General features: G+C 43.2%; 14 protein-coding genes. 8 read left to right on the top strand and 6 right to left on the bottom strand.

Features of this window, described 5'->3' with window-relative positions; genetic code table 11:
* Nucleotides 1-64: 64 nt before the first annotated feature.
* Nucleotides 65-463: a DoxX family protein gene (locus tag RIG66_RS18050; RefSeq protein WP_446380148.1), complete on the bottom strand. Its 399-nt coding sequence runs from the start codon at nucleotides 461-463 to the stop codon at nucleotides 65-67.
* A 465-nt stretch (nucleotides 464-928) separates the two neighbouring features.
* Here RIG66_RS18050 and RIG66_RS18045 point away from each other — a divergent pair, with 465 nt between their 5' ends.
* Nucleotides 929-1,645, top strand: a complete 717-nt coding sequence (locus RIG66_RS18045; protein WP_446380147.1) for a response regulator — start codon at nucleotides 929-931, stop codon at nucleotides 1,643-1,645.
* Between the two features lie 473 nt (nucleotides 1,646-2,118).
* On the opposite strand, the gene RIG66_RS18040 is transcribed toward RIG66_RS18045, so the two are convergent.
* Together RIG66_RS18040 and RIG66_RS18035 are read right to left on the bottom strand one after the other, a co-directional pair.
* Nucleotides 2,119-3,699, bottom strand: coding sequence for a cation:proton antiporter (locus tag RIG66_RS18040; RefSeq protein ID WP_446380191.1), 1,581 nt, complete (start codon nucleotides 3,697-3,699; stop codon nucleotides 2,119-2,121).
* Between the two features lie 74 nt (nucleotides 3,700-3,773).
* Nucleotides 3,774-4,151 (bottom strand): DUF1823 family protein, encoded by a 378-nt coding sequence (locus tag RIG66_RS18035; RefSeq protein WP_446380146.1) that lies wholly within the window; start codon nucleotides 4,149-4,151, stop codon nucleotides 3,774-3,776.
* Between the two features lie 389 nt (nucleotides 4,152-4,540).
* Here RIG66_RS18035 and RIG66_RS18030 point away from each other — a divergent pair, with 389 nt between their 5' ends.
* From RIG66_RS18030 to RIG66_RS18020, 3 genes are all read left to right on the top strand, one after another.
* Nucleotides 4,541-5,638, top strand: a complete 1,098-nt coding sequence (locus RIG66_RS18030; RefSeq protein ID WP_446380145.1) for an alfin — start codon at nucleotides 4,541-4,543, stop codon at nucleotides 5,636-5,638.
* Between the two features lie 145 nt (nucleotides 5,639-5,783).
* Complete coding sequence (locus tag RIG66_RS18025) at nucleotides 5,784-6,656, top strand: DNA adenine methylase (protein ID WP_446380190.1); 873 nt, start codon at nucleotides 5,784-5,786, stop codon at nucleotides 6,654-6,656.
* On the top strand, nucleotides 6,649-7,965 hold the full coding sequence (locus RIG66_RS18020) for a type II restriction enzyme (protein ID WP_446380144.1): 1,317 nt from the start codon (nucleotides 6,649-6,651) through the stop codon (nucleotides 7,963-7,965). The genes RIG66_RS18025 and RIG66_RS18020 overlap by 8 nt, the downstream gene beginning before the upstream one ends.
* 209 nt (nucleotides 7,966-8,174) lie before the next feature.
* On the opposite strand, the gene RIG66_RS18015 is transcribed toward RIG66_RS18020, so the two are convergent.
* Entirely contained in the window at nucleotides 8,175-9,827 is a 1,653-nt protein-coding gene (locus tag RIG66_RS18015; RefSeq protein WP_446380143.1) for an alpha-amylase family glycosyl hydrolase, read from the bottom strand.
* A 460-nt stretch (nucleotides 9,828-10,287) separates the two neighbouring features.
* Here RIG66_RS18015 and RIG66_RS18010 point away from each other — a divergent pair, with 460 nt between their 5' ends.
* From RIG66_RS18010 to RIG66_RS17995, 4 genes are all read left to right on the top strand, one after another.
* Complete coding sequence (locus RIG66_RS18010; protein ID WP_446380142.1) at nucleotides 10,288-11,739, top strand: efflux RND transporter periplasmic adaptor subunit; 1,452 nt, start codon at nucleotides 10,288-10,290, stop codon at nucleotides 11,737-11,739.
* A 220-nt stretch (nucleotides 11,740-11,959) separates the two neighbouring features.
* The gene (locus tag RIG66_RS18005) at nucleotides 11,960-15,139 is read left to right on the top strand and encodes an efflux RND transporter permease subunit (RefSeq protein ID WP_446380141.1); all 3,180 of its coding nucleotides are present in this window, start codon (nucleotides 11,960-11,962) and stop codon (nucleotides 15,137-15,139) included.
* Nucleotides 15,140-15,323: 184 nt separating this feature from the next.
* A complete protein-coding gene (locus tag RIG66_RS18000) occupies nucleotides 15,324-15,530 on the top strand; it encodes a hypothetical protein (protein WP_446380140.1) in 207 nt (68 codons plus the stop codon).
* Nucleotides 15,531-15,754: 224 nt separating this feature from the next.
* The gene (locus RIG66_RS17995; protein ID WP_446380139.1) at nucleotides 15,755-16,840 is read left to right on the top strand and encodes a DUF3616 domain-containing protein; all 1,086 of its coding nucleotides are present in this window, start codon (nucleotides 15,755-15,757) and stop codon (nucleotides 16,838-16,840) included.
* 14 nt (nucleotides 16,841-16,854) lie between these two features.
* On the opposite strand, the gene RIG66_RS17990 is transcribed toward RIG66_RS17995, so the two are convergent.
* Together RIG66_RS17990 and RIG66_RS17985 are read right to left on the bottom strand one after the other, a co-directional pair.
* A complete protein-coding gene (locus tag RIG66_RS17990) occupies nucleotides 16,855-17,163 on the bottom strand; it encodes a DUF1830 domain-containing protein (protein ID WP_446380138.1) in 309 nt (102 codons plus the stop codon).
* A 218-nt stretch (nucleotides 17,164-17,381) separates the two neighbouring features.
* The gene (locus RIG66_RS17985; protein ID WP_446380137.1) at nucleotides 17,382-17,771 is read right to left on the bottom strand and encodes a hypothetical protein; all 390 of its coding nucleotides are present in this window, start codon (nucleotides 17,769-17,771) and stop codon (nucleotides 17,382-17,384) included.
* Nucleotides 17,772-17,799 lie beyond the last annotated feature (28 nt).

Below are 17,799 nucleotides of genomic sequence, written 5' to 3'. Positions count from 1 at the left end.
TGTGTTTTGCAAACAGATTACCCTTCCTTTCTCTTCCCCAATTTATGCTAATCCGATGATTAATCTATTTCGCCGACTGCATAGAAGAGGATTCGCTGTGTTGATCCAAACTAATCTCACCCGCACCAAATGCGACAACCATCAACAATCCGCCCATTAAGCCTAAATTCTTGAAAAAGGCATTTTCTTCTTCAGGAAACTGGGTGTGAAAAATCAAGGTAGCGGGAATTAAAAAGCCAATCAATAATAAAGCTCCCCAACGGGCTTTATAGCCCAATAAAACCGAGAGTCCGCCACCAAGTAATACAATGATAGTCGGAACGAGAACGATACCCGCAAAAGGAATTCCGCTAGCAGCCATATACTCTTGAGTGCCAGCGAAACCGAAAATTTTACTAATCCCCGACTTGATAAAAATAGCGGAGAGAAAAATCCGAGCGACTAAAGGGAGGTACTTTTGCATAGCGGTTCCTGTGTTGATGGATAACTGTTCTACCCTTCAGGGTATAAGGTTCTGGAAGTCTAGAGACGCCTAGCCTAAGCGTAGCAGTTACTGGAGTGCGATCGCGCTTTAGCTTCCAGGGTACGCTAAGATGCATGGCAATGCCTGATTTCCCGTTAGACCCCAAAACCCTCGACATACCGTAGGGTGGGTTGAGCGAAGTCGAAACCCACCAGCCCTAAGTCAGCACCATTCATCCTCAGATAAGTACCTGGACATAAATTCTGTACCCTGTACCAAGAAATGCTAACAACCCTCAAACCCTTACTCTTGCCTGTGACACACCGAGCGTGTTACCGAGCGTGTTACTGAGCGAAGCCGAAGTAAGTCGAGGTAAGTCGAGGTGTTCCCTATTCTCAACCGTTAACTTTACTTTTATCCGACTACTTACCTGATTATTGGCAAACCTAATATTCAACATTAATAATGAGTAAAATTAGAGTCGTTTTAATTGAAGACCATGAACTCACTCGTATAGGTTTCCGAACCGCTTTACAAGAGAGTCAAGAGATTGAATGGGTGGGTGAAGCCGCCAATGGTGCTGATGGGTTAAGCTTACTGGAAACAGTTAAACCGGATATTGGGATTGTTGACATTGGACTTCCTGACATGGATGGCATCGAGTTAACTCGACGCTTTCAAAAGATTAACCAGAATCATCCCGATTATTCGACAAAAATTTTAATCTTAACTTTAGAGGAAAACGAAGAAGCAGTTATGGCGGCATTAGCAGCCGGAGCGAGTTCCTATTGCATGAAAACGATTGATTTTGAGCAGCTATTAAATGCGATTAAACGGACTCATAGAGGCGATGTTTGGCTTGATCCCGGAATTGCTAAAATTGTTCTAAAACATAGCAGTTTAACTCAGGCTCAACCTGAGATAGCACCCCCCCAAGAACCAGTACCGATTCAGGATTATATTAGCAAACCCAGTCAACTGATAGCGGCTTGTCCTTTAACTGAACAGGAGTTAGCGGTTTTGCAGTTCATTATTGAAGGGTATGATAATGAGGTAATTGCTAAACGGTTAGATATTCCAGCGGGAACAGTTCAACACTATGTCCAAAATGTTTTGGATAAACTGCGTGGTGATGATCGTACTCAATCAGCAGTGCAGGCGTTTCGTTCTGGGTTGATGTAGTGTCAGAATCTGAACAGGTGCTTCACTGCGTCGATAAAAGTAACATTAAAATGCAAGGGTTTAAGTCTTTATCAGTTCAAAACCAGGCAAAATAGCGAGCGAGACGCTCGCACTACGGCGATTCTCTGAAAGCCTTTTGCCTTTTGTCTCCCCCCATCACAACACTTATTCAACAATCCCAACTTAAGGTTAATGGCACTGAAATAAGCATCAGGGAATCGCCGAAACCTTTGATATACCCTAGTAGGCTGGCAAGCTTAAAGTTGTGGGTAAAATTTTTCGGGATCGCTACTCTCATAAGGGTTTGAGAAAATACTTGACCACCGTTTTAAGCTTGCCAAGCTAGTAGTAGCGTGGCAAGGTTAAAATTGTGGGTAAGAGTTATGGAATACATCCATGAGTAATCCCAATCTCAAGTATCGCATCAAACTGACGGCAGAGCAACGCCAAGAACTGCTAGAGGTTGCCAAAAACTAATCATCTTCTAATTTTAACAACAGCTCATCAATTTGTTTAATCCGCTTTTGTACCACGACTTCAGACAAAATTCGCTTCCGTAGGGCGTCTGTTAATGCTCCTTTTTCTGCCAAAAGTAATTGCCGACGAATGGCTTCTAGTTTCGTGCGATCGCTCCGATTTTCGGGTGAATGTTCGGGACGTTGGTTATAGATTTCTCGCAAGGTTCTATCAGCGGTGGCGACTCGCAGTTGATAGGAGGCTCGCATTTCTTCGTAAATTGATTTCGGTAATACTCCAGTTTTCAGGAGACTCGCTAATTCATCCTGTGCCGCTTTAGCGGTCATCAATTGAGCTTGCAATTCCTCAATTTGCTGATAGGATTCTGACCGATAGGATAACTTCAAATGCCGTACCACCCATGGTAAACTTAACCCCTGTCCCACCAAGGAAACCAAAACAATCCCCAAAACAATCGCCAGCAGCGTCTCTCGTCCGGGTAAATCAGCAGGTAGACTCAAGGCTAAGGCGGTGGAGAGGGAACCTTTAATATTACCTGCCAAAAGGATATGTCGCCAACGCATCGGAATTGGTTTATCAAAAAAACGGACGAAGGCTAACAACGGATAAACGGTGAGTAGACGCCCCACTTGATAGGCAATGAAGGCTAAAAGGATAGCGGGTAAGGTTTGCCAAATGGTAATAATGTTTATCTCTAAGCCAATCAGCAAGAAAATAAACGTATTCACGCCAAACCCAGCATATTCCCAGAAGCTAAATAAGGTCACTTGATTCGAGGCGGATGTTACCTGAGAATGCTCAAAATTACCCACAATAAGTCCAGCGATGACGACAGCAACCACACCGGATACATGTAACAACTCTCCCGCTTGGAATGCGCCTAAAGCCAGAGCCACGGTGAGCAATAGTCCGCCCAAGGGATCTTCCGTTTGGCTCAATAATCCAACACTCAGATATCCTAACGCCGCGCCGACTAAAGCACCGCCAATTAACACGAATAAAAATTCTTGAATCACATCCAGCGCGGATAAGGCTCCTGTTTCATGAATCGTCAAAATTAGGCTAAATAAAACCAACGCGACATCATCATTGAGCAGGCTTTCTCCCTCAACCAGAGTTACCAGTCGGTGAGGAACCGAAACCTCTTTAAATACAGCAATGACTAAAGCCGTATCGGTAATGGATAAAATCACACCCACCATCGCAGCGGGTATCCAATCAATCCCTAATTCAAGTCTCAATAGAACTGAAGTAATTCCCGAACAGATCAATACACCGGGTCCTGCGAGTAAAGCAATCGGTTTAATTGTGCTGCGGAGGCGGGAAATATCAGTATTAATTGCCGCTTCAAACAGGAGAATCGGTAAAAATAGATTAAAAATTAGCGCCGAATCCAAGCCGATGCGACTGGGTAAGAGTTCCGTAATCGCTAATCCGGCTAACACTAACCCCGTAATATACGGGATACGGAATCGCCGCGAAATCAACGCCACGGCGGTGGCGACGAGTAACAGAATAATCAGGAAACTGACAACTTCTGCCACATTCCCATTACTCTCGCCGACGGGAACCGCCAGGAGGATGCGATCGCTAAACCATTGCCCAGGGTTTGTGAGTGTTAACCTAGTGATGCTATTCGTGATCAATGAATTCACTCTTGGCTCAATCCCGTATCTTTCATGTAACTTAACAGCCAATTCGCCATCGTAGCTCGACGAGTCTGTCTCGGACCAAATTCGCCAATTTTATAGCCTTTAAATCCTAATTCTTCTTTCAATAACTGTTTATTTTCCTTGGGAATTGAACGAGTGAGTTTAGTGGTGGCGGGACGACTCTCGATAAAGTTGGGGGGTTCTGGATAATTCTCATACCAGTCTGGAGGTACGTTGGTACAATCCCATTGGCTTGTTTCTGGGTCATAGCGATACCCCAAATAATGCCAGACAAGCTGATTTACGGTATCATCATCTAGTTCTTCGTTCAAGATTTGCCAAAGGGTTTCGGTATTGAGTGGAGGAATTTGAGGCATCAGTTTAACAGTTTTGAGTTTTGGGTTTTGAATGTGTAGGGGCGGGTTTGACGACTATCCTTTCTGGGCTTACCCAAATGCGACTAAACCCGCCCCAACTTGACCCTTCGCTTTTCGGGCATGGTTTTGAGCGGCTATTTGGCGCTAGCCATTGATGATAATATTACCTCAAAACCTGTTCTTCTGGAATCGGATAGTGTTGAGTGTAGAGAAATAACCGGGTACGTCTGGTGGTGAGTTAATCCTAAGCCGAAGGTTTGGCTAACAGGACTTGTGCGTACCTGATACCGATTTAACCAATAAGGTAGAAGACAAGAGATGCACTCCCATTGATGTATAATCATATCAGCAATATTGTCTCTTTTGCAAATTTGTTACTTTTCCATCAAATGGCTAACTCAGAAAATGCAATTATTGAAGATTATTTAAACTGTCGCCAGCAGGTTCTATCTGAACTGTCTTCTCAGGAGTTATGGAATGCTTGCAACACTGATAGCGAGGATAATCCTCTGTTTTTTGTGGCTCCCACTAGATCTTCATATTTTGCTTGGGGAGATATATCTTTAAAGCAATTTAATAAAACCACTCATAGCTTTACTCTTTTGAAAACTGAAATTCTATACTTAATCCCCTTACCCCCAGCTTTTCGTGTCAATTCTTATGAGGCTGGTTATCCTGATCCGCTAACTGGCTATCAACCTACTAAATTAGAAAGATATGAGTGGACTTTAGAATTAGCAAAGGTTATAGATTCATGGCTAATAGCTGCTGTTGTGTATGAATCAAATTTGCTTGCAACAGAAGCTCGATTAGATGTCATGCATAAAATCCTTGAAAAATCTAGTTTATTTGAATTATGTAGCACATTAAATTTTAGTAATTTAGATTGTGAGTTAACCTGGAGTAACAGAACTGAATATTCTTCGCTTCAAACAGAAAGATTGAGTAAAAGCAAAAAAACACATCCAGACAAAAGTTTTATTGATGAAGACGAAATACCCAATAAACCAATTGAATTAATGAATGGCATAAGCCAAGTCTTGAAAAGTTATGATTTATGGAACACCTGTAATACTTATGAAAGAGGGGAAGACTTGTTGTTTATACCAACTATAGAAGATAGCAGTGCTTTTAACTGGTATCTACTTGACATAGAGCAAGATATTACTATTCTTCAGGAACTCACAGAAATGCTGCCCGGGTTTATAGAAGTTCCATGCCCTCCTGCATTTAAACCTAATCAAGAGCAAAGCAATTCTTATCCCACAGTAGGTTATCAACCGAGTGTAAAAGAAAGATATGACTGGACGCTCGATTTAGCTAAAAGACTTGATGCTTGGCTGTTGGCAACTATCTTCTATGGCATAAATTCTCTTTCCCGAGAAGATAAGCTTAAAACAATAAATCAAATCAATACTATAGGAACAATAGTAGAACTTAGCCTTCCTGGTGAATTTGATGAAGACGAATGTAGATTAAATTGGTAATCTTGACAAGAGGTGTAAATTAAAACTTAATGATTAGATATATTTCGTTGATAAACTATTTTAAACTTCTTGAATTAACAAATAGAATATCCCTATTTAGGGTACAATAGTACAGTTGGAGATTATTGGTTGTGAACAGCAAAAAATGGTATCGACAAATAAGGGAAAAAATAAATCAAAAAAGCTAGTAAAACCTTTCTTAAAGTGGGCGGGAGGGAAAAGACAGCTAGTTCCAGTAATTCGAGAAAACCATTTACCTAAGAATTACAACCCAAATCGGCATACCTACTATGAGCCTTTTGTGGGTGGAGGAGCGCTCCTCTTTGCCCTGCAACCCAAAAAAGCTGTGATTAATGATTGTAATGCAGAACTGATGAATTGTTATAAAGTGATCAGAGACTCGTTAGATGAACTCATTAATGATTTAGATAATCATGAAAATGAAAAAAATTACTATTATGCGGTTAGAGATTGGGATCGTGATAAAAGTTTTGAAAATAAGACTTCAGTCGAGCGAGCTTCAAGAATTATATTTTTGAACAAGACCTGTTACAATGGTTTATTTAGAGTGAATTCTAAAGGTCAGTTTAATGTGCCTTTTGGTAGATACAAAAAACCGAATATTTTAGAAGAAGCTGTGTTAAAAGCCGTCAGCCAATATTTGAACACCAACCAAATAGAACTGTTAAATCTAGATTTTAAAGACGCTGTTCAAGGAGCAGATAAAGGAGATTTTATTTATTTTGATCCACCTTATGATCCCATTTCTGATAGCGCTTCATTTACAGGCTACGATGTGAATAAATTTAATCGAGATGAACAAAGGAGATTAAAAGAAACAGTTGATGAGTTGAACCGTCGAGGTTGTAAATTTTTACTCAGTAATGCTTACACGGATTTTATTGTCGATTTGTACCGTGACTACAACCAAACTAGAGTATCTGCGATTAGAGCGATAAACTCGAATCCCAGTAAAAGAGGTAGAGTGGATGAAATTTTGGTAAAAAATTATGAATAACTCACAAGAAAAAATTGAAAAAACGAAGAACGATGTAGCTTGGGAAAAAATATTTCAAGACTATTCAGTTTTGGACAAAATCTCTCAAGACGGTTCCTTTGAAATAGACTCTGCTACAATAAATCAGTTTAGAGAAAGTCGGTTAATGGCAAAATTTGACCACTCTATTAACCGACCGAAGATTTTTAAAGACAACAATCTCTCTATACTACCTGTTTCTAGGAATAAATATAAAATTGGATATTTTGATGCCTATTTAAAAGTTAATTATGATTCGGGTTCAGAACCAATTGAGGTTGAACCCACCGAACTAGAAACTATAGACTATACAAATTTATCTTCAGAAAGCTCGGTGTTAAGTTGTGCTTTTAATACAGGTATTATAGCTGATTTACTAGATGACGGAGAAGTCCATTATACAGTTTCAGGTAGAATGTCCACAGGTGATTTCTGTTTTTTTATCAAAAATACTTTAAATGAAGATGCTTATAATATGTTTGTTACAAAGTCTCAATGTGAAATCGATGCAGGGTTTGAAAGCAATAACTACTTTTTAATAGTAGAAGCCAAAATAGGTGAAGTCAAAGATTTTTTAATTAGACAACTTTATTATCCATATAGGCTTTGGTCAAACAAAATAAACAAAAAGGTAGTGCCTATCTTAATAACATATTCTAATTCAACCCGTATATTTAGTTGCTTTATATATAATTTTACTGATGAGTTAAGATATAATTCTATAAGGTTAGTAGAAAAAAAGGACTACATGATGACACCTGAATGCATAACATCAGAAGATATATCAGAAATTTTCAAGTCTATTGTTTTAGTTGCTGAACCCGCAGGCATACCCTTTCCGCAAGCCAATGAATTTGATAGAATTGTAGATTTACTTTCCCTTTTGCTAAACAGAGAATTAACTAAGGACGAAATTACAATTAATTACGAATTTGATGCAAGACAGACTAACTACTACACAGATGCGGTTCGATATCTGGGATTAGCGGATAAAGATAGAGATCCAAGCACCAAAGAAGTAACCCTTTACCTAACGACGGAAGGTAAGGATATTTTGACAAAAATATACAAAGCAAAAATATACTCGTTAGTTAGAAAAATTTTAGAACATGAGGTTTTTTATAAAACCTTTGAATTGACCCTAGAAACTGGAGATATTCCTCAAAAAAATGAAGTATGTAAAATTATGTTAGACTGTGGGATAGACCTGAGTCAAACAACCAGGGAAAGGCGCTCCAGCACGGTTCGTGGATGGATAGATTGGATATTGAAATTGACGTCTGACGTTTGACATTGCGAAGTATTCGCGACGGCAATTTAGCCGTCGAACCGAAAAATCTGGGCGCAAATGCTTCGCCCCTACGAATGTTATGAATGCGTAAATTTTGGCTATTGCTAACTGCGGTTTGCTACTTGGTGTTGACAAAAATTTCAATGTTATTCATAAAAGTAAGGTGGGCATTGCCCACCCTACGGAGATGCGATCGCGGATTGGATGGCTTACTGCCAGACAAACACTTTGGCTTCGTATCCGCCAAGGTCAAGGGTTAAAGTGTTATTGCTGGCTTCCACCTCATAGTTACCTGTCCACTCGTGCCAAATTCCATTCTCCGGAAAGTTGGAAAGAGTATATCCAGTGAGGAAATTATCAGAAAAATTGGCAACGACAGCAACACGAGATCCTTCACCATTCCAGCGCACATACGCTAGAACTTTGGCGTCTGCATCTTCAAAGAAGAAATTAATGTTCTCTGCATAGAGAGCCTGATTGTTTTTTCGCAGTCCGATTAACCCTTTATAGTAGTCGCACAACCCGCGATTATAATCATTACTCAGTAGTTGCCAATCAATCTTTCTGGATTCGATGGATTTCGGCTGATATTCCCCGAACTCTTCACCCATCCACAGTAAGGGAATACCGACTGCTGTCATTAACAAAACTGCCCCTAACTTGAGCCGTTTGAAAGCTTCTGCATCAAAGATTTCCCGATTGGCTAACTCAACCATCAGGCGTTCGTGATCGTGGTTAGTTAGGTAATTTACAACATTAGTCGCTCCCAAGTAGCCTTGACGCTTACAATCAATTACATCCTTAAGGGATTCTAACTCAAACCTGTCACCACAGATGTGAGGTTTAACGGTGTGGTAAAAGCTATCATGCCAGCAACCATCCATCGGTCCATCAACATTGGTGATGCTAGGATTTTCGGGGATGTATTCAGCCACGTTGTAAAATGGCTTTGCCTCTGCCGTTTTTTTAGTCTCTTGGACAATCCAATGCATAAAATCGTAGCTAGCCATTTGTCGCGCAGCGTCGTAGCGAATGCCATCAATATGATATTCAGTGATCCAGAAACGAACCACATCACCGATAAACTTCCGCGCTGGGTAAGTCTCTAGCTTTTCGTCATAATGTTCGTAGTTGAATTCGGGTCCCCAGTTGTTATCTGGGTCACGGGGAGAGTGATGATACCAGTAATCGTGGTCAATTTGAGTGAGAGGGCTTTCCGATTCTGAGTGGTTGTAAATCCCGTCCATGATTACCCGAATTCCTTTGCCATGACACTCATCGATCAGATGTTTCAATTCATCTGTCGAACCATAGCTGGACTCAGTAGCAAAGAAGTAGCGAGGATTGTACCCCCAACTGTAGTCACCGGGATATTCTTTGATAGGCATTAACTCAATGGCGTTAATTCCCAATTCCACCAGATAATCTAACTTTTCAATAACATGCTGGTAATTCCCCCGTGGATAGGGGTCATCTTCGCCACCGGAGAAGTCACCGACATGCATTTCATAGATGACTAATTCATGGTCAGGAGGTAGGGGTTTATCATCATGCATCCAAACGTAAGTATCAACGATGCGTTGTCCATCTTTGATCCGCACGACGCAGTTTTGAGTCGGATCTTCAATATCGGTAGCGTAGGGATCATTGACCTCTACCCATTGATCAGCTTCAAAAAACCAAGATTTGGATTGAACCCGGAATTTGTATTTATAAATACCATCTTCAAGTTCAACGGACGTGCGAAAATACCCCTGCTTATCTTTCTCCATGGGAATTTCTTCCCAATTGGAGAAACAGCTAACCAATGATGCTCCTTCGTTGTAAGGAGCAAACAAAGCAAATTCAATGGGAGCAGCCATTTATTTGACCCCCTTAGGGCAAAATAAGGATTGTTTAAAGATGATGCTTATCGTAAGCGGTATTTTCCAGAGATAGCTATCTAGCGGAAGATAGATCTTACAGTCTCTTGGTCATTGTTGTCTCTTATCGTCTTCAATTTAACCTTGATGGGTTGGCAATTTGCTCGTCTAGCTCACGACACTTTTCAAGATGCTCGCATTATCCGTCAGTTAAAGGTTGCCAAACTACTTGCTCCTCTTGTCGTGGACGTGAGGATTGGTCTCTCGCACTAGGAGTTCCCCCATTCGATACACCCGACTGGAGGATATATTTTATCGAAGTCTTAAGTAGTATAAACAAGTGAGGACAGATTTAGCCCTCCAGGGGCGGCATTGCCTGATGGTTCTCACGATCTGAACCAGTACTCTAACGATGGACTGTCGCGTAAAATCCGAGTAATTCCATCATCAGAACACAACTATGGCATCTTCTGACTCCCAAACCCCCATTCCCAAGTCTTCAAACCCAGAGTGGGAATCCGAGGATTCTATCATCTCCGACGCCGACCAACCCCTAAGAAAATCCCCAAACAAGCCTAAATTATGGCTAGGGTTGTTACTCACCCTGTTAGTTTTCGGTGGTGGGGGTTGGGCGGCTTGGCGTTTTTTACTGCAAAATAACTCACCGCCAACGTCTCAGCAACCTCAAGCCACCCCGGTAAAACTGGAGCAAGTGGAATCAAGTACCCTGGAAGACAGTTCTTTATTTGTGAGTACATTAGAGGCGGAACAAAAGGTGGAATTGCGACCTGAAACCGCTGGTAGAATTACTCGAATCGTTGCTTCATCAGGCGATCGCGTGAATGCTGGAGATATAATTCTACAACTGAAGCCAGAACGCAGTGAAGCCGAACTCAGAAGTGCGATCGCGAATGTTAATGCACAAACGGCTACCCTGAATAATGCACAAGCCGAAGTCAGAGCCGCCCAAGCCGATATTGCCCGTCTCAAAGCGGAAGTGGGACGCCAAGCGGCTGAATTGCAAAGCCGAGAAGCGGATTTAGAACTAGCACGAGTCAACTATCAACGCGCCGAACAGTTGGTGTCTCAGGGGGTTCAACCCAGACAAGAGTTAGATGATAAAACACGCGATCGCAATCAAGCCATTGCAGCCCGTGACGCCGCCGCCCAAGCCTTAGCCGCCTCGAGGGAAGCCCTGAATGTGGCACAACAACGAGTCCAAGCCGCCCAAGCCACGGAAGCTAGAGTCGCTGCGAACCTGTCTAGCGCGAGGGCGGATGTGGAGGTTAAGCAAGAAGAGTTGCAATTTAATCGCGTTGTTGCTCCCATTGATGGGGTGGTTGGGGATATTCCGGTCAAAGTGGGAGACTATGTAAATGTGGGCGATACCCTCACCACCATTACTCAAAACCAAACCTTAGAAGTTGAAATTCCCATTGACGAACAGGACAAAGAGAGGATGCGTCAGGGACTCACCGTGGAGCTACGAAACCAAGGTATTCCGGAAACTGAACCTGCGATCGCGACAGGGCGGATTAACTTTATTTCACCGCAAGTGGATAAAGATACTCAAACCCTCTTGACAAAAGCCACATTTTCTAATCCAAATGGTCGCCTATACGATCAACAGAAAGTGGATGCACGAGTCATCTGGGAAAAACGTCCGGGTGTGTTAATTCCCGTCAATGCTGTATCGCGTCTGGCGGGGAAACCTTTTGTCTTTGTCGCCCAACCGCCAGAGGAAGCCAAACCGGGCGCACCTGAACTCATCGCCAAGCAACGACCAGTAAAATTAGGTGATATTCAAGGGAATCGATACCAAGTTATCGAGGGTATAGAACCTGGCGATAGAATCGTTGTCTCCGGTATCCTTAATTTATCTGATGGCGCTGCGATTATTCCAGATTCTTAGTTATTGGTCTTATGTCATTGGTCATTCGTCCTTTGTTTTTTCCCTGTGCATCTAGAAGGGCGGGTTTAGTCAAATTGTCACTGTGTAGCCATAAGTTATCGGTAAAACCCGCCCCTACATCCCTGTTGCCTGTTCCCCATTTCCTATTCCCTGTTCCCTGTTCCCTGTTCCCTGTTCCCTATTCCCCATTCCCCATTCCCTATTCCCTATTCCCTAAAAAATGTTTGTCGAATTTTTTATTAAACGACCTGTATTTACAACTGTTTGCTCCCTGATCATCTTACTCATTGGAGCAATTAGTATTCCCACGTTACCTGTTGCCCAATATCCCGATATTAGTCCCAAACAAGTTAGTGTCCAAGCCAACTATAACGGTGCCGATGCTCAAACCGTGGAAAATGCGGTGACGACTATCTTGGAACGGGCAATTAATGGTGTGGATGGGATGCGCTACATGACCTCCAGTAGTAGCAATGATGGCACCAGTTCGATCAATATCACCTTTGCCCCAGACAAAGATCAAGATATTGCAGCAGTTGATGTCCAAAATCGCGTGTCTTTAGCTGAACCCCAATTGCCAGAATCTGTACTCCAAACCGGGGTCACGGTAAATAAGGAATCTAATAACTTCCTGATGGGATTTGGTTTATATTCAGAAAATGGTGAGTACGATAATCTCTTTTTAAGTAACTACGCTGACCTGTATTTGGTAGACGCCCTAAAACGAGTGAATGGGGTGGGAAATGTACAAATTTTTGGCGAACGTACTTATGCGATGCGCCTTTGGCTTGACCCCCTGCGTCTGGCGAGTCGGAATCTGACGGCGCAAGATGTGGTTGATGCATTGCGGGAACAGAATATCCAGGTGGGTGCAGGGCGTATCGGTCAACCCCCCGCGCCAGAGGGACAGCAATATCAAATTGATTTACGGGCAATTAGCCGATTGGAAACGGTTTCAGACTTTGAGGAACTGATTTTAGCCACCAATGAAGATGGCACGCTGATTAAACTTAACGATGTGGGACGTGTGGAATTAGGGGCGCAAAGTTATGGCACGTTCCTGCGATTTCGGGCAAATGAAGCGGTTGGATTAGGGATTATTGCCGTTCCTGGAAGTAACGCTTTAGAGGTAGCGGATGCGGTGAAAGCGGAAATGGCAAAATTGGCGACGGAGTTCCCGGTGGGGATGACTTATGATATTGGATTTGATACCACCGATTATGTGAACCAGTCCCTCTCGGAAGTGGTGTTCACCCTGTTTAAAGCCGTGGGATTGGTGGTGTTGGTTATTTTTGTTTTCTTACAGGATTGGCGCACCACGATTATTCCAGCGATTACGATTCCTGTGTCTCTAATTGGTACGTTTGCCTTTGTCAAGATTTTTGATTTTTCGATTAATAGTTTGACCTTATTTGGGTTGACGCTAGCCACGGGGATGGTGGTGGATGATGCGATTGTGGTGGTTGAAGATATCACCACCAAGATTCAACGGGGAGGGATTAAATCTCGACAAGCGGCGATTATTTCCATGCGGGAATTGGTGGGAGCAATTATTGCCACGTCATTGGTGTTAATGGCGGTGTTTATTCCCGTGGCATTCTTTCCCGGAACAACGGGGGCATTATATCGACAATTTGCGCTAACTATTGCCTTTTCAATTGCCGTTTCCACGTTTATGGCGCTGACGCTGACGCCAACCCTGTCTGGCTTAATCTTGCGGCAAAAACCAGAGGCGACGGGGTTTTGGGGTCACTTATTTGACGGATTTAATCGGTTCTTAGAGGGGATGCAGCAGCGATATCGGCGATTTCTGATTATCCTGACTCGCGTGAAAACCCTGGTGATTGTGGCGTTTATTGGTTTATTAGCACTAACGGTGTGGGTTTACGATAGTGTGCCATCCGCGTTTCTCCCGGATGAAGACCAAGGCTATTTTATGACGATTGTCCAAGGACCGGAGGGTTCGTCACTCAACTACACCCATGATGTGATTGAGCAGATTGAAGATATTATTCTACCCCTGGATGAAGTGCGAGCCACGTTTGCGGTGGGAGGATTCGGCTTTAGTGGGAACACGGCGAATAGCGCGATCGTTTTTACCACGCTGAAACCTTGGTCAGAACGAACTGATCCCTCTCAATCTGCTGAAGCTGTGATTAATAAAGTCCAGGGTGCGTTGTTTGGAATTAAAGAAGCCAGAGTGTTTCCGGTGAATCCTCCCTCAATTCGCGGCTTGGGGAGTTTCGGTGGGTTCCAATTTCAACTCCAAGACCGCCGAGGTAATTTTAGCTTAGATTCGCTAATTGCAAATATGGGCAAATTGCTCGGTGCTGGCAATCAGAATCCCCAGTTGCAGGCGGTGTTTAGTACTTATGCGGCGAATACACCCCAGTTACAGATTGAGGTGAACCGCAATCGGGCGAAGGCGTTGGAGGTGGATATTGATGATATTTTTGAGACGTTGCAGACCTATTTGGGGTCGCGTTATGTGAATGACTTTACCCTGGAACGGCGCACCTATCGGGTTTATGTCCAAGCTGACGCCCAATTCCGCTCAAATCCGGAGGATATTAATCAACTTTATGTGCGTTCCGAACGAGATGAGATGATTCCTCTGGGGAATTTAGTCACGGTTACGCAAACGACAGGGGCGCAAACCATTAATCACTATAACTTGTTCCGCTCGATTGAGATTAATGGGTCAGCCGCGTCGGGAGTCAGTTCCGGAGACGCGATTCAAGCTATGGAAGAAGTCGCCGCCGAGGTATTACCGCCGGGATTAGGCTATGAATGGTCTGGATTATCGCTGGAGGAAATCCAGTCTGGAGGTCAAGCGACGATTATTTTCGGCTTTGGCTTGGTCTTTGTGTTCTTGGTGTTGGCGGCTCAATATGAAAGTTATATCGACCCGATTATTATTCTATTGGCGGTTCCTCTGGCTATCTTAGGGGCGCTAATGGCGCAATCGTTGCGGGGTTTACCGAATGATGTTTATTGTCAGATTGGCTTGGTGATGCTGATTGGTTTAGCCAGTAAGAACTCGATTCTAATTGTAGAATTTGCCAACCAGCTACGAGACCAAGGGTTGACGCTGAGGAAAGCGGCGATTGAGGCGGCGCAGCAGCGTTTGCGACCGATTTTAATGACGGCGATTTCTACATTGTTTGGGATTTTTCCCCTCGTCATCGCCACGGGTGCGGGGTCAGGAAGCCGTCAATCCCTGGGAACGGCGGTGTTCGGGGGAATGTTCGTCGCCACGTTCCTGAGTCTGTTTGTGGTTCCTATCCTCTATATTGTGATCAAATCGGGGAGCGATCGCTTATTTAATTCCCCTGGCAAAAACCAGAAGACACCGGAGTCACAAGAGCTTGAGCCGAAACCTGAAGTAACAATGCGGTAATATTGATTAAAGGAATGCCGCAGAATTCATCAAAAACTATGAACGAAAATTAGGCAATGTTAACAAAGCCATAATTTTGTTGCAAAAATTGACTTAATAACCCCAGCTTCCCTAATCTTTGGTAAAGGTAAACGTAGAATACATCAGAGCACTACAGCTTTTTCAGTTTAGGTTAGGGAAAACGATGAATATTAAGCGAATTATTTTTTCCAGCGTTATCACTGGTATTGCGGGTGTAATTTTAGGAATCGGGGTGGCTGAAATTAATCATGCGGATCAGCGACCCAATGCCATGTATCAATATGCAACAATTGGCGGGGTGATGGGATTAGCCGTGGGTGCAGGTCAACAGACGCTGCGAGAATTAGAGCAATTGTCAGAAGAGTCATAGAGTATCGGTTCAGTCACGTTGACAAAGCTTATCGCCAGGGATTATCACCAGGGAGGCAAAGCCATTGAAGATATCGAGAAAGCGTTTAACATCGTCGAGAACAAGACACGGTAGCCGTCAACGTCCGATAAAAGTTTAGGATTGGATCTCCGATGTAGTAAAATGTAGCCTATAGAGATGTTGCTGGCAAGGTTTCTACAGTCCCCAATTCCCAAACCTTAATTATGTCCAACCCTTTTTTACTCAGCCGCGTCCTTTTACAGTTTAACTCGTCAGACGAAGATCTAATTAATGAACTCTCAGCCGCTACATTTACACCGGATGGTAGTTTGTGGCTGGGTGCTGATGAAGGGATCAATGTGGAACGCCTCTCGCTGATCGAACCTTGTGTTTTTGGCAATCACCAATCCTATTGTCTCGCCGATTTCATTGAATTGTTTAATCAAGATGATGAAATCGATATTGAAGGAATTGATTATGCCGACAATTATCTTTGGATCACGGGTTCCCACAGCACCAAACGCGGCAAACCTAAGGGGAAAAATGTAGAAAAAGACATCCAACGCCTTGCCACGATTAAAACCGATGTGAATCGATATTTACTTGCTCGTATTCCCATCGTGAATGGCGAATTATTAAAGGTATCATCTCTCCCGGATAATCCGGAAGAAAAATTGACAGCCGCCTGTTTACAAAAGACAGACGCGAGTAATAGTCTCATAGATGCCTTAATCGAGGATATTCACTTAGGTCCCTTTGTCACCCATCCCTTACCCAGTAAGGATAATGGCTTAGATATCGAAGGATTAGCCGTGCGCGGCGATCGCGTGTTTTTGGGCTGTCGGGGTCCGGTTCTCCGGGGTTGGGCAGTTATCATCGAAATTAAAGTGGCTGAATCTGCACCCGGTATCTTAACCCTACAGGACATTGGGGACAACGGGAAACGCTATCTCAAGCACTTTATCGATCTCAATGGTTTAGGAGTGCGGGAACTCTGTTGGCGAGGAGACGATTTGCTGATTCTGGCTGGACCAACAATGGACTTAGAAGGCGCTATCCGGGTATTCCGCCTCACGTCTATTTTAGACCGTTCAGCCGATAGTATCACCGGGCAAGCCAAAGGAGAGTTAGAACGCCTGTTTGACTTACCGTTTATTCCAGGATACGATCGCGCCGAAGGTTTAGCCTTGTTTCCCTGCTTAGGAGAATCGGATGCGCTGTTAATTGTTTACGATTCCCCTAATCCCATTCGCCAAATTGAACCCAGTGCGATTTACGGAGACGTTTTTAGTGGAAACCTTTTCGGCTAATCGTGCTAAATACATTAAGATGCTCTAGATTTATGCCATAGGGTTTCCTGAACTTGACTCATCTCTTCCCGAACTTTTAGGTAACGACAGGGAATACTATCGATTACACCCATTGCGGTTTCCCCATTGCCATAAAGTTCGACTTGAGCTTGGGGAGGGGCTTCAAAGAATAAACGTTCTTGGGGAAAGATAATTCGTTCAAATCTCCAATTTGAAATATTAGTAATCCTAGCAATTAAAGTTTTGCCCGTTCCATTGATATAGTAACAAAGCATGAGATTACGACTGTCATTGAGCCGAGAGTATAATAGTTGAGTCATCATCAATAACCTCAGTAACGTTATCAGTTGGTCAAAATTCTTACTCAGAAGCAGGATAAAGGATTAACAAAACGCTTTATCCCAAAGTTTGACTTAAGAAGACTAGCGCAGCGCGGTTTCATTATGATGTCCGGCAAATTACCCATAATAAAAAAGCCTAAAACTCTTACTATTACAGCATTGCTATTATGGGCAATTAACAGGACTTGATCCAGCTTATCTTATGAAAAGGCTGGGGCAAAAAGATGGGTAGAGTTCCAAGGCAAGGTATAGAATTGAACATTGGGCAGGGACGCGGGAGGATGCCAGTCTGATTGAGTGTGTAGAATATACTCTATTCCCCAATGAGCATACGTTTCAACCCGCAAACGCAGTTCTAAAGAATGGTAAGGGATTTTCGTTGGCACAGAACCGTTCGCCGTTGTGTTTACCTGAGTATAGGTTTCAGGAATAGCCGCCATCACGTAGTCAACCAGTCGTTGACGTACATCGGGCTGGGCAAATAGTTCGTTATAGGGTTCATCACCATAAACTGCCAACGCATTGTCAATTTCTTCATTCACCAATTGCAGTCCCAAGTCTACAACCGCTTTAGACAGTGATTTAGACATCGTTTATTTCCTCAACTTGATGGCTTAC

Source organism: Coleofasciculus sp. E2-BRE-01 (genome assembly GCF_040221695.1).
In the GTDB taxonomy this organism is placed as follows: Bacteria; Cyanobacteriota; Cyanobacteriia; order Cyanobacteriales; family Coleofasciculaceae; genus Coleofasciculus.
This window is presented reverse-complemented; position numbering and strand designations above follow the sequence as displayed.

What these genes read in the sequence shown, in the direction of transcription:
- RIG66_RS18050 (WP_446380148.1), bottom strand. Translation starts at nt 463, where the DNA reads ATGCAAAAGTACCTCCCTTTAGTCGCTCGGATTTTTCTCTCCGCTATT.
- RIG66_RS18045 (WP_446380147.1), top strand. Translation starts at nt 929, where the DNA reads ATGAGTAAAATTAGAGTCGTTTTAATTGAAGACCATGAACTCACTCGT.
- RIG66_RS18035 (WP_446380146.1), bottom strand. Translation starts at nt 4,151, where the DNA reads ATGCCTCAAATTCCTCCACTCAATACCGAAACCCTTTGGCAAATCTTG.
- RIG66_RS18030 (WP_446380145.1), top strand. Translation starts at nt 4,541, where the DNA reads ATGGCTAACTCAGAAAATGCAATTATTGAAGATTATTTAAACTGTCGC.
- RIG66_RS18025 (WP_446380190.1), top strand. Translation starts at nt 5,784, where the DNA reads ATGGTATCGACAAATAAGGGAAAAAATAAATCAAAAAAGCTAGTAAAA.
- RIG66_RS18020 (WP_446380144.1), top strand. Translation starts at nt 6,649, where the DNA reads ATGAATAACTCACAAGAAAAAATTGAAAAAACGAAGAACGATGTAGCT.
- RIG66_RS18015 (WP_446380143.1), bottom strand. Translation starts at nt 9,827, where the DNA reads ATGGCTGCTCCCATTGAATTTGCTTTGTTTGCTCCTTACAACGAAGGA.
- RIG66_RS18010 (WP_446380142.1), top strand. Translation starts at nt 10,288, where the DNA reads ATGGCATCTTCTGACTCCCAAACCCCCATTCCCAAGTCTTCAAACCCA.
- RIG66_RS18005 (WP_446380141.1), top strand. Translation starts at nt 11,960, where the DNA reads ATGTTTGTCGAATTTTTTATTAAACGACCTGTATTTACAACTGTTTGC.
- RIG66_RS18000 (WP_446380140.1), top strand. Translation starts at nt 15,324, where the DNA reads ATGAATATTAAGCGAATTATTTTTTCCAGCGTTATCACTGGTATTGCG.
- RIG66_RS17995 (WP_446380139.1), top strand. Translation starts at nt 15,755, where the DNA reads ATGTCCAACCCTTTTTTACTCAGCCGCGTCCTTTTACAGTTTAACTCG.
- RIG66_RS17990 (WP_446380138.1), bottom strand. Translation starts at nt 17,163, where the DNA reads ATGATGACTCAACTATTATACTCTCGGCTCAATGACAGTCGTAATCTC.
- RIG66_RS17985 (WP_446380137.1), bottom strand. Translation starts at nt 17,771, where the DNA reads ATGTCTAAATCACTGTCTAAAGCGGTTGTAGACTTGGGACTGCAATTG.